We start from the raw sequence: 18,354 nt of genomic DNA, 5'->3' as shown, positions 1-18,354 counted from the left end.
GGTGTACGCCATCGATGACGGGGAATGGGGACAAACCCGTCGTTCCCGATCCACAAGGCGACCGTCAGGTCTTCCCAAAAGCCGACATCCTTTGTTTGCTAGACCGGCATTGCCGAATAACAAAACCTCGACCGGAGCGGGGCCCGCAATTTACGCACGCAGAATGTGAGCCGCCATTGAAAGTCATGGCCCGCTACACCAATAGGCGGGAACCGTCCGCAGCACGATCTTACCGAGTAGTTACGCCCCTTCTGCAAAGGAGAAGCATCAGCGCAGGCAAAAATACCAGCACCAGCGGCACCGCAGCCGTCAGACCGAAAATGATCGCCGTCGCGAGCGGACGCTGAAGCCCCGCGCCGCGCGACAGGCCGAGCGCGAGCGGTGCGAGCGTAAGCGCCGCGATCAGCGCCGACATCAGAATCGGGCGCAGGCGCTTGCGACCTGCCTCATGCAATGCTTCGACAAGATTCACGGTTTCGCGCGGCAGTTCGGCGAGGAAAAAGATCACCAGTTCGCTGACCATGCCGACGACCATCGTCAGCCCCATCAACGCCGAGATGTCGAGTTCAATGCCGGTGATCCACAAGCCGACCAACACCATCGCCGCTGACAGCAGCACGGTAACGATCGCCGCCAGCGTCCAGGCGAGGCGGCCGAACAGGAAAGTCATCAGCAGCGCACTTAGCAGCAGGGCGGCGAGGAACACGACGGTGAGATCGGCGAAGCTCTGCTGCTGTTGCGCATAGAGTCCACCATAATCAACGCGCACCGAGGCCGGCAGGTGGAGGCCCCGGACCGCCGCCTGCACGTCCTTCATGCCCGATCCGAGATCGCGACCCTCGAGCCGCGCGGTGACGGCGATAAAGGGCGCGAGATCCTCGCGCGTGATTTGTTGCTGCCCGGGCGTGACGGATACGGTGGCGACCTGCCCCAGCCGCACGAGATGCCCATCGGGTGCCGTCAGCGGTAACCGCGCGAGTTCGTCGGCACGCGCGCGGAGTTCAGCAGGCGCGCGAACGCGGGCGGTCACGAGTTGCTCGCCGATGCGGAGCTGAGTCGATTGCGTTCCGGCGACCAGCGCCTCGATCTGCGTCGAGATTGCGTCGGGGTCGAACCCCTGTTGGAGCGCGGCGGCGGGATCAATCTTCACCGTCAGCGCATCGCCCGCGACGCGCAGACCGTCGACCACCTCGACGATACCGGTGATCTTGCCGATCGTCTCGCCGACGCGCTTCGCGCTGTCGGCGAGCACTTTCGGATCATCACCGAACAGTTTGACCTCGATCGGTTGCGGGACAGCGGTGAGATCGCCGATCAAATCCTCCATCAGCTGCGCGGTCTCGATGTCGAGGCCGGGGACCTTCGCCTGCACCTCGCTCCGGATTTCAGTCATCACCGCATCGATCGGGCGACGCGATCCAGTTTTTAGCCGAATGAAGTAATCGCCCTCGTCGGCCTCAGTCAGCCCGCCGCCGAGTTGCGCGCCCGTGCGCCTGGAATAGCTCGCCACGTCGGGGGTCGCAGTGATGATCTGCTCGACCTGCCGCAGCAGACGGTCGGTGTCGTCGAGCGCCGCGCCGGGCTGCGCCTTGTAATCGAGAATGAATCCACCCTCGTCCATCGCCGGCATAAAGCCCGACGGAACGTGGACCCACGCCGCATAGCCGAGCACCGCCAGTCCGACGCCGACAAGCACCACGCACAGGCCCGGTCGGGCCAGCGCCCGATCGACAGCCTTGCCGTTCCAGCGTTCGAGCCTTTGCTGAAACCCGCCCGCTTTCTCCGCCGCCTCGACATCTTTCGCACGGACCCACCGCTCCGCCAGCAGTGGCAGGACGAGCCGCGCGAACACCAGCGAAAGCCCGAGCGCCGCCACCATCGTCAGCGCAAGCGCCTTGAAGAAGCCTCCGGTCACGCCGCTGACGAAGGCGAGCGGCATGAAGACGACGATTGTCGCCGCGGTCGATCCGATCAGCGGCTTGGACATCTCCGCAGCTGCCTTCCCCACCGCCGTTTCACCCTCCTGCAGGCGGCGCATGATGTGCTCGAGCATCACCACGGCATCATCGACGACAAGCCCCACCGCCGCCGCCATGCCGCCCAAAGTCATCATGTTGAAGCTCATGCCGAACGCGAAGAGGATCAGGCAGGTCGAGGCGAGCACGGCGGGCAGCATCAGCCCGGTGAGGATCATCAGTCGCGTCGATCGCAAAAACAGGAACAGCACCAGCCCCGCCAGCACCGCGCCGATCAGGATCGCGTCGCGCACCGCATTGGCGGCGCCCGTCACCAGCTCGGACTGGTCGTAGAAACGCGTGACTTTGACGCTCGGCGGCAGGCCGAGGTTGGGGAGACGCGCATCGACGTCACGCACTATCCGCACCGTATCGCCGCTAAGCGATTGGCGGATGTTGACGAGCACAGCGTTGCGTCCGCCCGAAGATACTTTGGTGAAATTTGGCGCAACGGAGGGATGGATGGCCGCAATCTGGCCCAGGGTGACGATGCCGGCGGCGTTTCCGGTTGCCGCCTTAACTGGCGTCGCGGCGAGATCCGCGATGCTGGTGATGCGGTTCTCGGAGAGGACGAGATAGAGCCGGTGACGATCCTCGAGCTTGCCGACGCCGCGTACGGTATTGGTCTTGCCGATCGTGGCGGAAATCGAATCGAGCGATAAGCCGAGGGCCTGTGCCTTAGCGGGATCGACATCGATCGCAAGTTCGCGAGGGGACCCGCCTAGGACGTCGATCCCCGCCACGCCGGGCACCGACGTCAACGCCGGGCGGACGTCGAGTTCGGCGATCTGACGCAGCGCATTCTGGTCGAGCGTATCGGAGGTCAACGCGATACCGAGCACCGGGAAGATCGTTGGATCGGAACGGCGCACGTCAAAGCGCGTGCCCGCAGGCAGATCAGGGAGTGTCGTCGCAAGCGCGGTTTGGGTCGCGAGCGTCGCCGCGACCATATCCGCTTCCCAAGGAAAATTGACCGCGACCTCAGCCGAGCCACGGCTGGTGGTGGAGCGAACGCGCGTCACGCCCGGGACCGCGCGCAAGGCGATCTCGATCGGGCGGGTGATCTCAGCCGTCATCGCTGCCGCATCGCGGTCACCGGCGTCGATCGAAACGACGACGCGCGGGAAATCGATATGCGGGAACAGGCTCACCGGCATCCGCGTCGCCGCGAAGATGCCGCCCGCGATCAGCAGGATCGCCGCCAGCCACAGCGCCTGCGCATTGCGTTGCAGCGCGTCCTTCACCGCGTGCGAACCTTCATCCCGTCCTCGACGGCAGTGCCGCCTTCGATCACGATCCGTTCGCCGGGCGTGAGGCCTTTCCTGATCGCGACGCGCTCGCCGGTCGCGGGTGCGGTCTCGACATCGCGGCGATGGGCGATCCCGCCCGAAACGGCATAGACATAGGACTGCCCGGCATCGTCGAGCAGGGCGGCATAGGGAATGGTCAGCGCCGAACCCGCCTGCCTCGCCGTAACGGCGGCGGAGAGGATTTCGCCCACGCGCAGGCCGCTGCCAGCGGGCACCTTTGCATAGATCGAGGCGAGCTTGGTCTGCGCGTCGACGTTGGCGTTGACCGACTCGATCGGCACCGAGACCGGCGCGCGCACGGCATTCCCCCCGATCCTGATTGCCATGCCAGGATGGAGAGTCTGCGCGGTGTCCGGATCGACGCCGAAACGCACCCGCACGTCGCCACTGCGCGTGATGGTCGCAACCGGCGCTGCGGGCTGGAGGAGATCACCGACCGCGACCGACACCATATCGACCATCCCCGCTGTCGGCGCGCGCAGGGCAAGGCTGCCGAGGCGATCAGCGAAGCTGGCGCGCAACGCATTGGCCGCGGCGGCGGCGGCGCGCGCGGTCTCGACATCGGCGTCGCTCACCAGTCCGTCCGCACGCATGCGGATCGCGCGGGCAAGCGCCTTATTGGCGGCGGCGGCATCGACAGCTGCCTTGGCGGCATCCGCGCGCGTGGTCGGCGACGGGGCGAGGCGGACGACCACCTGTCCCTTGCGCAGCGTCGTGCCGGCCGGCGCGTCAATCGCGGCGACCTTCGCCTCCGCCGGCGCGACCAGCGACATCTTCGCCGTCGGCCCGGCCTCGGCCGCGCCGTAGAGCGCGATGTCTTGGGCGGCCTCGCCCTGCGTAGCCGGGGCGAGCTTGACCAGCGCCACCGGCTCGGCGGCCTTGTCCTCCTCACCGCCCGAACAGGCTGCGAGCAACAGCGCCGGCGCGGCGATCCATAGCCGGGTCATTTCGTCCACGCCTCCCTGAGCGTTCCGGTGAGCAGTTCGAGCGCGATGCCCTGTTCGGCAATTGCCTGTTCGGACTGCGCGAGCAGGATGCGCTTATCGCGCAGCACCTGCTCGGCGGTGTCGGCGCTCGAGCGTGCAAGATCGCCGCGATTGGCGGCGGTGCGGCTCTTCACCGCGTAGCGTTCGGCAGCCGGCAGGTCGCGCAACACCGTGTCGCGCTGCGTCCGCGCGATGCCGATACCGGCGACAGCAGCGGCGATCTCGGCGCGGGTCTGGAACAGCCGGGCGTCGTACTCGGCGCGCAACGCGGCGCGGGTGGTCTTTTCCGTTTCGATGCCGCCGCGATTTCGGTTCCAGACCGGCAACGTGAAGTCGACTGCCGGGCCGACGATCAGGTTGCCCGCTGTATCGCGGTTGACGGTGCTGGTCAGGCCGAGCGTCGGGAACTGGTCCATGATCGCCTTTCGCACCGTCGCCTCCTGCGAGGCATAGCCAGCCTCAAGCGCGCGCAGATCGGTGCGGTTGGCTCGTGCGATGACGAACAGATGCGCGGCGTCGAGCGCTTCTTCGGAAGCGCGAATTGACGCGAGCCGGAGCGATGTCGCAGGTGGAAGACCGAGCAACTTGGTCAGCTCGAACTTCGCAGTGTTGAGATCGTTGCGCGCGGTCTGGAACTTGGTCTCGGCGTCGGCGGCGGCGAGGCGAGCGGACTGCACCGGATCTCCGGCGACATCGCCTCGCCCAGCGGCGCGGAGATTGCGGTCGAGCATCGACCGTGCGCTGTCTCGGCTCGCCTCCGCAAACTCAAGCATAGCCGACAATGCGAGAACCCGCACCGCCTGCAACCGGGCCGCGCCCGCTGTCTGCCATTCGCTCCAGGCGAGATCGAGCCTTACCTGATCGGCCGCCGCTTTCGCCGCCGCCCCCTGCACGCCGCGCGTGCGCAACGTATTGAGATCAAGCGCCAGCGCTCCGACCAGATCCGGAAGCGGGTCGGGCCCGGCCAGCACCCTGCTTGCACCCAGGTTGAGCGTCGGGTCCGGCAACAACCGTGCCGCAAAGACCTGCGCATCGGCGACCTTGGCGCGCTCGCGCAACGCCTTCAAGTCAGGATTGTTGAGCACCGCCAGCGTCGCGACCGCATTGCCATCGAGCGGCGCGGCGAGATCAATCGTCACCGGCTTCAAATACGGCCGTTCGATTTTCGCGGCCGCCACCGAAAGCGCCTGCACATCGGGCGGCGCCAATGCCGCCGGGCGCGAAACGAGCGGCGCCGGCACGTAACTCTGGCAGGCCGCCGGCAGCAGACCCAATAGCATCCATACCCGCCGATTCATGACAACCTCGGCAGCGTGATCGTGACGGTCAGGCCGGGCTGCGCGTCGCTGACAACAACCTCGCCGCCATGTGCGGACGCAACCGCCGCGACTAGGCTGAGCCCAAGCCCGTTGCCTGGGGTCGTCCGGCTCGCCTCCCCGCGACGGAAGCGCCGTAAGATCGCGCGATGCTCTCCGGGCGGCACGCCAGGGCCGTTATCGACGACGGAGATGCGCGCGGTAACGGCATCTGCCGAGAGGCCGAGCACGACCTGCGTGCCCGGTGGGGTATGCGCGCGCGCATTGTCGAACAGATTGGCAAGCGCCTGCGCCAGCAGTTCGCGATTGCCGCGCACGGATATATCCGGCTGCACTTCCCAGCGGAAACGGTGGCCGCTGTCGCTGAGCGCCGGCTGGAAACTGTCGGCGACATCCTCCACCAGTGCGGACAAGTCGATCATCGCAAAACTATGGTCGAGCCCGCCGCCCTCGACCTCGGCGATGCGGAGGATCGAACCAAACAGGGCAAGCAACGCGTCCCCCTGTTCCAGCGCGCGCTCCGCCGCGCCATCGACCTTGCCGACGCGTTCGAGCTGGCTGCGCAACCGCAGGAGTGGGGTGCGCAGGTCATGGGCGACGTCGCTGGAAACCTGCCGCAGATTGTCCATCAATCCGGCGATCCGGTCGAGCATCGCGTTGAGCGCGAGCGCGGCGGCGTCGAACTCGTCGCCATAGGCACTGACCGGCATGCGCTTATCGAGATCCCCAGCCACGATCGCGTTGGCGGTGCGGCTGATGACGCCGAGCCGCTGGCGCAAATACCGCCCGAGCAGCAGCGCCCCAACAAGCCCGATCAGCAACACGATGGCGAAGGCGATGCCGAACAGTTCGAGGATGGTGGCATCAATCGCCTCGACCGCTTCGGAATCGACCGCCACGACGAGCCTCGCACCGCTCGGCAGATCGACCGCCTTGGCACGCGCGCTGTCAGGGCCTTCCACGGGATCGCGGAAGACGATCATGCTGAAGCCGGGCGCGGGGCGCGTCGTATCCATCCGTCCCGCGATGCGCCTGCCGGCGCTATCGAACAGCGCGTAGCCGAACGGCTCGGTCGTGCGTCCCCGCTCGCGCTCGGCGATCTCGTCTTGCAGGCCGGCGGTTCCGCCCGACTCCTGTGCGAGATCGGACAGTTCCGCCGCGATCCGCTCGTCGCGCTGATGGCGGAACTCGGCATCGGCGGCGAAATAGACGGCGACGCCCAGCAGCAGAATCGCCGCGGCCAGGGCCGCAGCATAGGTAAAGGCAATTCGATAAGCGGCACTGGTGCGCAGGTTAGCCATCCGCGCGCATCCGATATCCTACGCCGCGGATCGTCTCGATCGGGTCACCGGCGAAGCCTTCTCGTAGCCTCGACCGCATGCGGCTGAGATGGCTCTCGACGATGTTGGTCTGCGGATCGAAGTGAAACCCCCAGACCTCTTCCAGGAACATCGTGCGCGTGACGGCCCTGCCGGCGTTGCGCATGAGCAGTTCGAGCAATTGGAACTCGCGCGGTTGGAGATGCACACTGCGTCCCGCTCGCGTCACCTCGCGGCGCAGGACGTCGAGCGCGATGTCGCCGACAACCAGACGTGTCACGACCTCGTTCATCGGCGGGCGCCTGGCCAGCGCGTTCAACCGCGCGACCAGTTCGGCCATGGCGAAGGGCTTGATCAGATAGTCGTCGGCGCCGGCATCGAGCCCGTCGACCCGGTCGGCGACCCCGCCCTTGGCGGTCAGCACCAGCACTGGCGTGCGGACCGATGCCGCGCGCAACCGCCGCAACACATCGAGCCCTTCGAGGCGCGGCAACATCCTGTCGAGCACGATCGCTTCAAAACACTCGGTCGCACCAATATGCAGCGCATCCTCCCCGTCGGTCACCCGCGTCACGACATGGCCAAGCTCGCCGAGGCCTTGTTCGACGTAAGAGGCGATATCGCTATCGTCTTCAGCGAGCAGAATGCGCATGATAGGCTCAGTCTTTCGCGCTCGGGTTCTCGTACGCGTCTTCCACGACCTTGCCCGACGCGGCATCGACGCCGATCTCGTGAATACGTCCACCTTGTCCGATGTCGAAAGAATACCGCCAGCCGCCATTCTCAAATTCGTATTCGGCGGCCTTCACATCGCCCGGCGCCCGCCTCAGCGCGATCGCACGGGCGGCCGCCATCGTGATCTTCGGCTTCTGCGACGTCTTTGCGGCGTCGGCTGGTGCGGCAGCCGCGCCGAGCATGGCAATCATAACGAAAAGCGTAGCAGGTTTCATGATCCGGTCCTCAAACACACGGCCGATTCGACCGCAGGCCTGTCATGGCGCGCTGTAGGTTGGCGTGCCGTGGCATGGCACATCGTTTTTCCCAATGTTCGTTAACGCAGGCAGCGTGGCCGGCGGTCAGCGGCGAGGCGCGATTGTATTTTGCCAATGTCCCAGCCAGCGCTGGCGCGGTCGAGACCGGCGGCGCACAAGGCGCGCATCCCATGCGAGGAGTCCCCCGATGCGCCTGCCTCTGATCGCCCTGTTTGCCGCCGCAGCCCACGTGCTCGCCGCGCCCGCGACGCCACCAAGCTATGCCGTGGTCGGCAAGATCGCCGGTCCAGATGGCGCGTGGGACTATGCACGGGTCGGTCCCGATACACATCGGCTGTTCGTGGCCCGCGGCGGATCGGTAACGGTAATCGATCTCGCGGGCGGCGGCGTCACCTCCTGGGGCGACATCGCACGCGCTCACGCCGTCGTGCCGCTGCCGGGTAACCGCTTGCTGGTGACGAGCGGCAACGACGCCACCGTGCGCTTCCTCGACACGACCACGGGCAAGCAGATCGCGAGCGTTGCGGTCGGCAAGAAAGCCGATGCCGCGATCTTCGACCCCGCCCACGCTCGCGCCTTCGTGATGAATGCCGACGGCGGCACGGTCTCGGTGATCGACACCACCGCGATGCGGGTCACCGCAACGTTCACGGTCAAGCCCGCGCTGGAATATGCCGCGCTCGTCGGCGGCGCGCTGTTCATCAACAACGAGGATGCGAACGAGCTCGAAATGGTCGACGTGGCGAGCGGCAAGCTTGGCCGGCCGATAGCGATGCCGGGGTGCGAAGGCCCGACCGGCCTCGCCTATGATGAGAAGAGCGGTCGCCTGATCAGCGCCTGCGCCAACGGCAAGGCGGTGATCGTCGATGCGAAGGCACGCAGGTTCGTTCGCATGGTCGATATCGGAAAGGGTGCCGACGCGGTGATCCTCGACGCGGCGCGGCGGCTGGCGTTCGTGCCCTGCGGCAAGGACGGCGTGCTCGACATCCTCTCGCTCGACGCGCCCGGCGGCGTGGTGCGGGTTGGCCGGGTCACGACCGAAGTCGGTGCGCGCACCGGCGCGCTCGATCCCGCCACCGGCGCTATCTATCTGCCGACCGCGCGGTTCGCCGCGCCCGCGACATCGGGGGCGCGGCCGATCGCGGTTCCCGGCACTTTCCACGTTCTGGTCGTTAAGCCGGCGTGAGAAAGCGCCAAGATTAAATTACCCCAACCTTGCCGGCATCGCCGGCAAGAGTCCCCCAGCCGTCACAAATCACGACCATCCACCCGGGATCAGCCGTCCGGGAGCGGCGTTCCAAGGGGGAATACACGTGAGACATCGCGCGCTGCTGCTCGCCTCGACGATGCTTGTCCTGACGCTATCGACCGGCGCTCATGCCGACACCGCTCCTCCCATCGGGGACGACGATCTTCGCAAGGACGTCGTCGTCACCGCCCCGCGCCAGGAAGAGAAGGCGCGTGAGACTCAGCGCGACGCTCCCAACCTCATCAACGTGCAGTCGGCGGAAGCTATCGCCAAATATCCCGACTTCAACTCGGCCGAGGCGTTGAGCCGCGTGCCCGGCGTCTCGCTGTCGAGCGACACCGGCGAAGGTCGCTTCGTCGTCATCCGCGGCATCGACGGCAACCTCAACGGCGCGACCTACGGCGGCGTCGTGCTGCTCAACACCAATCCGTCGGGCACCGTGTTCGGCAGCGGGCGCGCGGTCGAGTTCGACACGATCCCGACCGGTGCGATCGACGGCTTCATCGTCACCAAGACCGGCATGCCCAATCACGATGCCGAGGGGCTCGGCGGCACGATCGAGCTGACGCCGCGGTCCGCCGCCGCGATCACCCACCCCTTCGTCGACGGCGCGATAGGCTACGGCTACGAACCGGCGCACGATCACCCGGGCCCGCTCAACCTCGATCTCGCGGTCGGCACGCGCTTCGGTGCCGGCAACAAGTCCTTCTCGGTCGTGCTCACCGGCTCGTTCCGCAGCGACAAGCGCGGCTTCGACGATATCGAGGCGGATTACGTCGACGATCCGACGCTGAGCGCCGCCTCCGGCTCGGCCTTCTCGCCGCTCCAGGTGAACAAGGCGCTCTCCGATATCCAGTTGCGCCGGTACGACTATCACCGGCGTCGGTTCGGCTATGGCGGCGAGTTCGCCTTCACGCCCGATGCGGACACGCAATATTACGTCCGCGCCTCTGTCGCCGGATATGTCGAATCGGTGCTCAAGAACCGGCTAACCTACGACAAGCTGGACAGCGCGCTGAGCGTCGATCCCGCCAATCCGGCAGGCTATGCGACCAAGACTGCGATCACGATCAAGGGCACCGACGAGGAGGAGACGCACCGCAATCAGGTCTTCGTGGTCGGCGGGCGTAACCGCTTCGGCGCGCTCGCGCTCGATTATCACGGCGCCTATTCGCGTGCGACGTTCAGTGTCGGGCGCAATTTCGGGACGACCTATACCGGCCCCAAGAACGTGCCGTTCGCGATCGACAACATCACCAACGCCGATTTTCCGACCCTCGGCGTCACCAACGGGCTTAACGTCAACGATCCGACGCTCTACAAGCTGACCAAGCTCACCAACGCGCGCGAGGCTGCGGTGGACGAGGAATGGTCCGGCGCGGTCAACGCCGCGCTCGACACGCACTGGATCGGCAGCGGCGACCGCCTCCAGATCGGCGGCGAGGTGCGCCGGCGCACCAAGACCGACACGCCCTACACGCAAGCGTACACGCTGCCGTCGCGCGGGCTGCCAGGCCTCGATCCCGCTATCACCGATTATTACGACGGCCATTACAGCAATGGCCCGCAGGTCAACGCCAGCGCCATCCGCGCCCTTGCCGGGTCCGCGACGACCGCCGGGCTCGCCGCCGATCTCACCGGCTATTTCAAGGCCGAGGAGGATATCTACGCCGGCTATGCGATGTATACCGTCTCGCTCGGCAAGTTTGGCGCCGTCACCGGCGCGCGAGTCGAGCATACGCGGGCGACCTACACCAGTTACACGTTCACCACGCAGACCGATCCGGTCACGGGCGACGACATATCGCCGTCGCCGGCGCTGACCGTGCGCAGGCGTAGCTATACGAATGTTTTCCCGACGGTGCAGCTTCGCTACGACGTGACGCCGAGCCTCGTCGCGCGCGCGACCTATTCGACGGGCATCGGCCGCCCGGGCTTCAGCCAGATCGCCTCCGCAGTTTCGGTCGACCGCGACAATTTCATCATCACTCAGGGCAACCCGGAACTGAAGCCGACCACCGGTAACAATTTCGATCTGTCGATCGAGCAATATCTGCCGCACGGCGGCATCCTGTCGGTTGGCGCCTTCGACAAGGAATTCGACAATTACATCGTCGCACGGCAGCATTCGGGCAGCGACGCACGCATCCCCGAAGCCGGCCCCAACGTGCTGTTCGTCACGTACGAGAATGTCGGCTCGTCCCACGCGCGCGGCGTCGAGGCGGCGTACGATCAGCACTTCACCTTCCTGCCCAAGCCGTTCGACGGCTTCGGGATCGGCGTCAACGCAACCTATGTCGATAGCGAGATCATCCTCCACGGCGGCGGTCGCAGGCAGCTTCTGCCCGCCACATCGAAATGGACTTGGAACGCGGCGGCCTATTACGAGGCCCGCGGCCTACAGCTACGCCTGTCCGCGCAATATGTCGGCGCGAACCTGTTCGGTATCGGCGACAGCCCGGCGACCGACGTCTACCAGGACGCCCGCACCACGCTCGACTTCACCTCGTCTCTCGAAGTGCGCAAGGGCATCAGGCTCTATTTCAACGTCAAGAACCTGACCAACGAGCGCTATCGCATCTACGAGGCGGACAAGACCCGCCCGATCCAGCGCGAATTCTACGACAAGACCTTCGAAGGCGGCATCAAGTTTAAGTTCTGAAACGGGAGCACCGCGATGACCGACGCCAAATAGATCACCCGCCGCGCCGTCGTCAGCGGCATCGCCGCCGCCGTTGCGATCGCCCTGTTCGCGAGGGCAGCGGCTGTCCAGATGGCCGGCGGCTTCCTCGTTGTCGGCGACTGGGCCGCGACGGTGCGCAGCACCAGCGCGATGGGCAATCAATTCGTCCTGTCGGTCGGGGACAATTTCTAAGAAAGCGGTGTCGAATCCGCTCGGTACAAGCAGTGGAAGACCTCGTTCGGAGACGTCTATACCGACCCCGCACACATTACATTTTCCCAATATCGGGAATGTCGTGAATCCGCCTTCGAAGCGTAACATCCTTTGCATAGCCGCCTCGTCAGCCGAGATCGGTAAGGGGTTTAAGAACATGAGAGTCGCATTCATCGCAGCCGCGCTTGCGGCCGCGTGCGGTGGCGTTTGCGCCCAGGCCGCGCCGACTGCAACCGACGTCCATTACCGTATTGTCGATCGTATCCCCGGACGTGACGGCGCATGGGATTTCGCTTCGATCGACCCCGCTGGCAACGCCTTGTACATCGCGCGCGGCGATGCGATCGAACGCGTGGATCTTGCAACCCACAAGGTCGTCGATTCACTCGCGCCCGCTCGGCGAGCGCATTCGGTGCTGGCATTGGACAGCGGCGAGATGGTGTTCGAAACGGATGGCGAGACGGGTCTCGCGCGCTTCGTGTCGGTCAAGAACGGCGCGGTGCTCGCCGAAGTCGCCACCGGCGCGAAGCCCGATGCGGCGTTCGTCGATCCGGCGACCGGCCTGATCGCGGTGATGAACGCCGGCGACGGCACGGTTGCGCTCATCGACCCCAGGACGCGCACGCTCGCCGGCAAGATCACGGTCGGCGGTTCGCTCGAATTCGGCGTGACGGACGGCGAGGGCGGCGCGTTCGTCAACATCGAGGACGCCAACGCGATCGCGCGGATCGACCTCAAGAGCAAACGCCGTACCGGCACGATCGCGCTGCCCGGTTGCGACGGGCCGACCGGCCTCGCGCTGGTCGCGAACGGCGCGCGGCTGATCTCGGCCTGCGCCAACCACGTCGCGCTGGTGATCGACGCGAAAAGCGGCAAGACGCTTGCCACGCTGGCGATAGGCGCCGATCCCGACGCGGTGCTCGTCGACGAGACGCGCGGCCTCGCCTTCATCCCGTGCGGCGGCAGCGGCACGCTGGTTGCGCTGTCGATCGTCGACCCTCACCATATCGCGGTGGCCGGCATCATCCCGACGCAGCGCGGGGCCAAGACCGGCGCGCTCGATCCGCGCGACGGCCGCATCTACTTGCCCGCAGCGACGCTCGAGCCGGTCGCCAAGGGCTCGAAGCGCGGCCAGCCGGTTTCGGGCAGCTTCACCGTGCTGGTGCTCGCGCCCGCGAAGAAGGGCGACAAGGCGCTCCAATATCTGAACCAGGCCGATTTCGTACCGACCCGCACGCTGCCGGCACCGCCGCCAAAGGGTTCGGCCGCCGAGGCGCTCGAACTCGCGCGCATCCACGCGCTCATCAACGGTGCCGACGCCGCGCGCATCGCGCAGGCCAAGGCCGACAGCGACCGCGAAGACCCGTCGATCTTCGACACGGCGGCGAGGCGCGATCTGAGGGCGCTGCCCAATACCTGGGCTTTGCTCACGCTGGTCCAGTCCGAGACCGATCTCGCGATCGGATCGAGCAAGGACTTCTTCAACCGTACCCGTCCGTGGGGCGTGGATACGACGATCCACAATTGCGAGAACGAACCCGGCGCCAAGCCCATGCGCGGATATCCGAGCGGCCATTCGGGCCTCGGCTATTCGGTCGGCTGGACGCTGGCGCAGCTGCTGCCGGATCGCGCGCCCGCCATCCTCGATCGCGCCCGCGACTATGCCGTCAGCCGCGAGATCTGCGGCGCGCATTTCGCGAGCGATACAGAGGCGAGCCACGTCGTCGGCACCCTCGCGGCGTGGAAGCTCGCGAACGATCCGCGCCTGTCCGGCCTCTACGAAGCCGCCCGCGAAGAACTCGCGACATCGGCGAACCGCTAATCATCGAATGACCTGGGGTATTATCATGAACTTCACTCTGCGCGCCGCGCTGCTCGTCGCCACCAGCCTGACGGCTGTCGTCTGCACCACGGCCGCGCGCGCCGCCGATGCGCCAGCATCCGCGCCAGCCGCCGCGTCCGCCGACGGCCAGACGACCAGCGCCAACAGCGCCGGCCAGGCGAACGACAAGAACTCGCTGACCTCGTCGGACATCATCGTCACGGGATCGAAGACGGCGGAGAGCGCCCCGTACACCGCATCGCTCACCACCACCCAGCCGCAATCGGCGGTCAGCCGCGAGCAGATCGACAATATCGTCCCGACCGCGGACTTCAACACGCTGATCCTGCTCACCCCCGGCGTGTCGATCACCGGGACGGGCAACGGCATCGGGTTCGGCGAGACCAAGGCGGTGATCCGCGGCTTCCAGGACGGCGAATATAACGTTACCTACGATTCGATCCCCTTCGCCGACACCAACAACCCGACCCACCACTCGACCGCCTTCTTCCCGTCGAACACGATCGAGACCGTCGTGGTCGATCGCGGCCCCGGCAACGCCAGCCAGCTCGGCCAGGCGACCTATGGCGGCAACCTCAACATGTATTCGCGCGCGGTGCGCGACGAGATGGGCGGCCAGATCGAGGGCATCGTCGGCAATTTCAGCAGCTTCCTTGGCCGCGCCGAATTCCAGAGCGGCAAGATCGACAAGCTCGGCGGCACGCGCATCGTGCTGACCGGCCAGTATCTGCAATCGGACGGCGCGCTCACCTATTCGCCGGTCAATTCCAAGAACCTCTACGGCAAGGCGGTGATCCCGGTGGGATCGAACACGCTGACGCTGATGAGCACCTGGAACCGCAATTTCTATTACCAGTCGGACGTGGCGAAAGGCGCGACCTGCGGCAGCGCGACCTCGGGCATTGCCGGCTTCGGCAACGCGGCGCTCGGCCCGGACGGTAAGCCGCTGACCCAGCTGACCGGCGAGAATTGCGCGCCGACCTCGGAAGTCGGCACCTACGGCCGGAATTTCGGGCTGACCAACGATCCCACGCGCGCGAGCTATTACGGGTATAACCGCACCGACAAGACAACCGACTTCTCGTACATCCGCCTCCAGAGCGATTTCGGCGGCGGCTTCTCGATGGACAACCGTGCCTATGTGTACGGGTACACCAACAACACCTATTCGGGGAACGGCAAGACGACCGTCAAGGCGACCAACGTCAACGCCGCGACGAACGTCGGCACGCCGGTGTTCAGCTTCCCGTCGAACGGCGTCGTCAGCGGCTATACCGGCGCGGGCACGCCCGCCTCGCCGTTCGTGCAGCAGCCCGGCCCCGCCACCGACGTGCTCGGCTACAACAAGCTGAACAAATACCGCACGTTCGGCTATATCGGCCAGCTCAACTACGATTTCTCGATGGGCAAGATCCGGGTCGGCGGCTGGTATGAATATGCCGTCACCGATCGCCACATCCTCGATCTCGACCGGACCACCGGCACGCCAAGCTACAACGAAGCCTTCAACAACGGCGACGGTTCAGCCAAGCAAAGCGCCCTGCCGCCCACTTCGCTCGGCAATGTCCAGTATCTCCAGCATTCGAACTGGCACCAGTATCAGATCTTCGGCGAGTTCGAGTTTCACCCGTTCGAGGGCCTGTCGATCACGCCGGGCGTGAAGTACGTCCACTTCACCCGCGGCGTGAACGCGGTGCTCAACCAGAAGGCGCGCGCGCCGCTCGACACGAGCGCGACCTGGACCAAGACGCTGCCGTTCGCGACGATCAACTGGCAGCCGACCTCGAACTGGTCGTTCTACGGTCAGTACGCGCAGGGCATGTACGTGCCCGATCTGTCGAGCTTCTATTCGACCTCGGGCTCGCTCTCGACCGCGCTCGATGCGCTCAAGCCGCAGACCTCGACCAACTACCAGATCGGCACGGTCTGGCACGGCCACAACATCTCGCTCGACGCGGACGGCTATATCATCAACGTCGACAACAAGATCGGCACCTGCACCACGGTCGGCTGCGACACCTCGCTCCTCGTCAACATCGGCCAGGTGAAATACAAGGGCGTGGAAGGCCAGATCAACGTCATGCCGATCCACGGCCTGACGCTGTTCGCGAACGGATCGTACAACCAGGCCAAGAGCGGCACGACCGGCCAGCAGATCGCCAAAGCCCCGTTCTCGACCGCCGCGGCCGGTTTCATCTACCGCAGCGGCGGCTTCCGCATCTCGTACAACCACAAATATACCGGCACGCAATACGGGACCGAGTACAGCGGCAGCCCCGGCTACCGGCTTTATCGTATCAAGCCGTACAGCATCGGAGAGTTCGCGATCAGCCAGGATATCGACAAGAGCTTCCAGATCGGGGTGACGGTATCGAACGTGTTCAACAGCCGCGCTGTGACCGCGATCTCTAATAGCGGGTCGGGCGCCCCCCAAACGGTCATCATCGGTACAAGCTACCAGAGCGGATACGGCCAACTCGACCAATTTAATTATCTGCCGCCGCGGTCGTTCTTGGTCGACGTGCGAGTGAAGTTCTAAAATGCAAGGCCGGTTCAACTCCCCGGCGCTCTCTGGCAAGAATATAGGCCGCTTCTAGGAACTTCTGTCAGTATCGAGAATGACCGAATGCGGGGCGTTCGCCGCCCGCGGGCTGTCCGTTTCGCGAATGGCCGGTTTCAGAGAAAGGCGGCACGCCCGCTATCGAATAGGAAACGACGTTTGTTTGTCGACCACGGCCGCTGCAGCGATGACCCAGAAGCCGACGTTCACAGCGACTTGAGCGTTCCCCGAGACCGGTCGTTGGTTCAGGCGCTGTTAGACGGCTCGAACCGTGAAGAGGCGCCGAAGCGAACCCCGGCGCTATGATCGTAAGCTACTCGAGATAAGCGGATTTGCGGATACGGGGCCCCGATCGGCGCCAATCGGGACCCCGGCTGAACCTAACAATTCGAGCATAAGCAGGCACTTACCTGAGGGCGAGCCGGGGTGCCGCTTCGGCGCCGATCCACAGTCGGGCATCCGTGGTTGTAGCGCCTGCGACGGGAACACCAAGCTCATGTACGACGACTAGCCGAACGGCCCCGGACTTCGGTCAGAGCGGAAGCCGGACCTTGAATTCGTTCGCGAGCAAGATCTCGAGCCGCATGACAAGGAGGATCTGGGCGAACAAGATAGAGCACCGGGCAAGGTATGACGCATATCCCATGGACTGCACGTCGCCATGCCCACCTTTGCCCGACCGGTACTCAATGATACCGGTCGCCCTGTCGAACACCATCCCACCGTGGTGGGAGGCATTGCGCACTTGGTTGTCGAACTCCACGCAGACCGCAGCCATTGCGGCATTCTCGGAAATCGCCCTGCAGCGTCCGGCCTTGTCGGTCCGCTGATAGTCGGCCAGCGAGATGTTGCGCAGCTGGTCGAATGGCCGATCCTCAATCAGGTTGTTGAGGCAGGTGAGGAATTCGACGTTGTCGCCGAACGCCTCGAAGGCATTTCCGTAGAACATCCGCGTCGCGTCGAAATTAGTCGATGCAGCCATATGATCATCGCCGACTTCGACGCCCGACGCCACCAGATGGTGGACCTGCGAGAACTCGGAGAAGGCGCCAAGATAGGCCTTACAGACCTCGAAGGCGCGCCGCGCGTGGGCGGCGCTCATCGTGTCACCGAAATGACGAACGAAGCGGTCGAAGTCCGGCTTGTCCTTCGCGATCATCAACTGCTGGAACAGGCCTTCGAAATGCTCCTCGAACCGCGGCTGGATCAGGCTTGCCGCGAACTGGAACACCCAGTCGGCCAGCGTATCGGGGGGATCGGAATATCCCGCGCCCGGGATGAACTTCTCCAGCCGCCTCCCCGCAAGCTCATCCTTCCCGTTCCGGTGCAGCGACCAAGCCGCCCTCAGCTGATCCCACTCCTCCGTGATGCGCGCCCGTTGAGGCTGCTCGTCCGACAGGAATTCAAGCGTCGCCGGCAGGCCGGCACGCGTCCGAGCCGCCAGTATCCCGTCGATCACCCGCTTCCCGAAATCCAGGCTGGGAAACGCACCCGCGCTGCCGATCTCCGATTTCGAGAATACGAACGACGGGTGGAGGTTCACGATCGGCGCGTCGTTGTCCTCCTCGGATTTCTCGGTGTTCGGCCCATAGGACCAGCCGACCCCAAGCTCGAGGCGAACCCCCATCTCCTGACCACAACTGACACACGCGAACTGGTGCGCCTGCACGGGTTCACCGCCCAATCCGATCCGTAAAACATGCGCGGTGCCGCACTCTGCACAACTGACGTACTCCCTGACGATCAATGGCGATCTCCCTCCGACTGCGGTCCGGGACTACCCGCTTGGTGGATGGAGCGCACCATCGTAAAATGCGCGGAACGGGGACACTTATAGTCGGCGAAACCGACCCGCTTTCTATCGACGG

At 65.3% G+C, this 18,354-nt stretch carries 11 protein-coding genes; 4 read left to right on the top strand and 7 right to left on the bottom strand.

The annotated features are described in order from the left end of the window. Positions 1-229: 229 nt before the first annotated feature. The 6 genes from BLS81_RS07800 to BLS81_RS07775 are packed head-to-tail and all read right to left on the bottom strand — an operon-like array spanning position 230 to position 7,896. Positions 230-3,259 carry an efflux RND transporter permease subunit gene (locus BLS81_RS07800; protein WP_093222800.1) on the bottom strand — a complete coding sequence of 1,010 codons (3,030 nt, stop codon included), beginning with the start codon at positions 3,257-3,259 and terminating at the stop codon, positions 230-232. Then, entirely contained in the window at positions 3,256-4,272 is a 1,017-nt protein-coding gene (locus tag BLS81_RS07795; protein ID WP_093222799.1) for an efflux RND transporter periplasmic adaptor subunit, read from the bottom strand. The genes BLS81_RS07800 and BLS81_RS07795 overlap by 4 nt, the downstream gene beginning before the upstream one ends. Beyond that, positions 4,269-5,609, bottom strand: coding sequence for a TolC family protein (locus tag BLS81_RS07790; protein WP_093222797.1), 1,341 nt, complete (start codon positions 5,607-5,609; stop codon positions 4,269-4,271). The genes BLS81_RS07795 and BLS81_RS07790 overlap by 4 nt, the downstream gene beginning before the upstream one ends. Next, entirely contained in the window at positions 5,606-6,928 is a 1,323-nt protein-coding gene (locus BLS81_RS07785; RefSeq protein ID WP_093222796.1) for a sensor histidine kinase, read from the bottom strand. Before BLS81_RS07785 ends, BLS81_RS07790 begins: the two co-directional genes overlap by 4 nt. Next, positions 6,921-7,598, bottom strand: a complete 678-nt coding sequence (locus BLS81_RS07780) for a response regulator transcription factor (RefSeq protein ID WP_093222794.1) — start codon at positions 7,596-7,598, stop codon at positions 6,921-6,923. The genes BLS81_RS07785 and BLS81_RS07780 overlap by 8 nt, the downstream gene beginning before the upstream one ends. 7 nt (positions 7,599-7,605) lie before the next feature. Further along, on the bottom strand, positions 7,606-7,896 hold the full coding sequence (locus tag BLS81_RS07775; RefSeq protein ID WP_256326124.1) for a PepSY domain-containing protein: 291 nt from the start codon (positions 7,894-7,896) through the stop codon (positions 7,606-7,608). Between the two features lie 229 nt (positions 7,897-8,125). Between BLS81_RS07775 and BLS81_RS07770 the strand changes: the two genes are divergently transcribed. From BLS81_RS07770 to BLS81_RS07755, 4 genes are all read left to right on the top strand, one after another. After that, the gene (locus BLS81_RS07770) at positions 8,126-9,124 is read left to right on the top strand and encodes a YncE family protein (protein WP_093222791.1); all 999 of its coding nucleotides are present in this window, start codon (positions 8,126-8,128) and stop codon (positions 9,122-9,124) included. Between the two features lie 127 nt (positions 9,125-9,251). Then, a complete protein-coding gene (locus BLS81_RS07765; protein ID WP_093222790.1) occupies positions 9,252-11,849 on the top strand; it encodes a TonB-dependent receptor in 2,598 nt (865 codons plus the stop codon). Positions 11,850-12,240: 391 nt separating this feature from the next. Further along, positions 12,241-13,905: a phosphatase PAP2 family protein gene (locus tag BLS81_RS07760; protein ID WP_093222789.1), complete on the top strand. Its 1,665-nt coding sequence runs from the start codon at positions 12,241-12,243 to the stop codon at positions 13,903-13,905. A 7-nt stretch (positions 13,906-13,912) separates the two neighbouring features. Further along, entirely contained in the window at positions 13,913-16,465 is a 2,553-nt protein-coding gene (locus BLS81_RS07755; RefSeq protein ID WP_256326123.1) for a TonB-dependent receptor, read from the top strand. Between the two features lie 553 nt (positions 16,466-17,018). Here BLS81_RS07755 and BLS81_RS07750 read toward each other — a convergent pair. Beyond that, positions 17,019-18,233, bottom strand: coding sequence for a hypothetical protein (locus tag BLS81_RS07750; RefSeq protein ID WP_143023318.1), 1,215 nt, complete (start codon positions 18,231-18,233; stop codon positions 17,019-17,021). Between the last annotated feature and the right edge of the window lie 121 nt (positions 18,234-18,354).

The organism is Sphingomonas sp. NFR15, from assembly GCF_900103265.1.
GTDB lineage: Bacteria > Pseudomonadota > Alphaproteobacteria > Sphingomonadales > Sphingomonadaceae > Sphingomonas > Sphingomonas pollutisoli.
This window is presented reverse-complemented; position numbering and strand designations above follow the sequence as displayed.